The following is a 2,251-nucleotide window of genomic DNA, read 5'->3' as shown; positions in this document are numbered from 1 at the left end:
TTTGCGTGATAGTGCTTGATAGTATTAGCCGAAAGACCGCTTGCATACATATCATTGTAGAAGCGCTGAAGCTCCATAGCTTTCAGTTCACTGAGCTTAATATCAGGAAATACTCTGTCGAAATATGAGATTATACGGTGAGAAGTGTGTTCATAGCCTGCAAAAGTAGTCTCAGCGACCGTAGGCTTGATAGATTCGAGCCACACCTTGAAGAACTCCGTGAATGTGTATTCTGTCTTAGCTGTTTCAAGAGACTGACCGTCCTCAGAAATTCGCATCTTAACGGCATTTTCGCTCTTAACGATATTACCGCTGATGTATTCCTTATAGAAATCGGCTACGATCTCGTCAACTTTAGCTGACAGTTCCTTCTTCTTGCAGTTCTCCGGAAGATCAGTTCCCACCCATTTTCTTTTCCTTTTGCCTTCATTGTCTTTGTAGTCGAATACTACATAGTGCTTTCCGCCTTTTACAGCGGTGATGTACTTAAAGGGCAGACTTGCTTTCATTATATATACCTCCTTGCATCGTGAAAGCTGGTAGAAAGTCTGCATCATGTTTTGGTCGGTAACACCATTATAGCGCGCATTGACGGCTAATTCAAGTGCTTTCAAAAGTCCTGTATGCGATTCTACTAACTTGTCATCACAATGCCTGTTATTCGCCCCTTTGTTGTGCGCATTGCAGAACGTAATTTATGACTTCCATCTTAGTTACCAGTATTCTCTTACAGCAATTCAGAGAATGAAGTTTACCGTCTGAGAACAGCTTATAAGTGTTTCTGATACCTAATCCGAGCATCTTGCTTACGTCCTTGACTGTTACAATATCAGGGTATGGAACTGTTCAATGACTTCACAAAAGTATCGAGTTGTATGCTTTGTCTGATACTATTATATGAAATCAGATGGACAAAATTTGGCTTTCTGGAAGTGTCTTGTAAATAATTATTATATCATTTTAGATAGACAGAATTTGTACTTCTGAAAAGAAAAGAGCCATTGCCAAAGCAATAGCCCTTTATGGTAACTTTGAATCCAGTGGGGTCAAAGTTAATGTGTCAAAGCAAGAAGTATATTATGAATATCCCCATCAATGCAGATACTCTGCTTCACTATCTCGTCTGGTGCATACGCCTCACCGAAATTCAGGCAGGCATAGACTGCATTGGGGTTCTTTGCCGTCATTCTCCAGAACGGGTACTTGATGATAACAGGCGTATTGTAGCCCACACCAAGCTCTAAAAACAGGATATGCTGTCCCTTGTGGGATTGCAGAAAATCGTCATACCGTTCGGCTGCCTTATGCCAGTCCTCGTCCTCAACGAATTTATCGTCACTCCTGAGATTCATCGTCATAGGCTTGCCGCATTTCGGGCATTTCGGAATCAGCTCGGTGGGTATCTTCATATCCTCCTGAAACTCAATCATATCCTTGACTATGTCCTCATTGTCATAAGTCTGGTCGTGGCACTGCTCGGAGCATTGGAACAGACCGTAATCGCCCTGTGTGTAGAAAAGCCTTGACTTGTCAAAGCCTGCCTTCTGGAACTGATGATCGACATTTGTGGTGATAACAAAATAATCCTTGTCCTTCATCAGCTCAAACAGCATCTTGTATGTGCCGTTGTCGATATCTATGTAGCGGTTGCACCAGATGAAGCGCGACCAGTACGCCCACATTTCCTCCTGCGTTTCAAAAGGAAAGAAGCCGCCGGAATACATATCGTGAAAGCCGTACTTTGCTTCAAAATCCGAAAAGAAACGCTCAAAGCGTTCTCCCGAATAAGTAAAACCTGCGGCAGTCGAAAGTCCTGCACCTGCACCGATCACGATGGCGTCCGTCGTTTCTATCTCATTTTTCAGACGGTCAATCTCGTCCGAGTAATTTCTTGTATATCTCATGAGCGTCCTCCTTGAACACATTGAAAATGACTTGTATATCGTGTGTTTTACGGAACTTCCTGACTGTTCTCACGGCGATCTCCGCTGCCTTATCCTGTGGAAATCTGAATACCCCCGTTGAGATACAACAGAAAGCGATACTGTCAATACCGTTCTGCGCAGCAAGCTCTAAACAGCTTTGATAGGAGCTTTCAAGCAGACGGCAATGCTCATCTATAAGAATACCGTCTACGATAGGTCCGACTGTGTGTATCACATAGTCACAGGGCAGGTTGTAGGCTTTAGTGATCTTCGCCTTTCCGGTCGGTTCTTCGTGTCCCTGCTTCTCCATGATTTGACCGCACTCA

Annotated in this window: 2 protein-coding genes and 1 pseudogene; all 3 read right to left on the bottom strand. The window is 43.6% G+C overall.

Going from position 1 to position 2,251, the window contains the following annotated elements; genetic code table 11:
* Positions 1 to 509: pseudogene (locus K5677_RS01540) on the bottom strand (N-terminal phage integrase SAM-like domain-containing protein); the annotation flags it as partial.
* Positions 510 to 1,052: 543 nt separating this feature from the next.
* Entirely contained in the window at positions 1,053 to 1,904 is an 852-nt protein-coding gene (locus K5677_RS01535; protein ID WP_296723868.1) for a Sir2 silent information regulator family NAD-dependent deacetylase, read from the bottom strand.
* The coding region (locus tag K5677_RS01530; protein WP_296723867.1) for a macro domain-containing protein at positions 1,870 to 2,251 on the bottom strand (382 nt) is incomplete at its 5' end. The genes K5677_RS01530 and K5677_RS01535, both read right to left, overlap by 35 nt.

It is taken from the genome of Ruminococcus sp. (assembly GCF_024684275.1).
Note: the sequence above shows the minus strand (reverse complement) of the source record. Positions and strands in the feature narration are given on the sequence as shown.

Bases quoted from the DNA above. Each gene is read 5' to 3' on its own strand.
- K5677_RS01535 (WP_296723868.1), bottom strand. From the start codon at position 1,904: ATGAGATATACAAGAAATTACTCGGACGAGATTGACCGTCTGAAAAAT.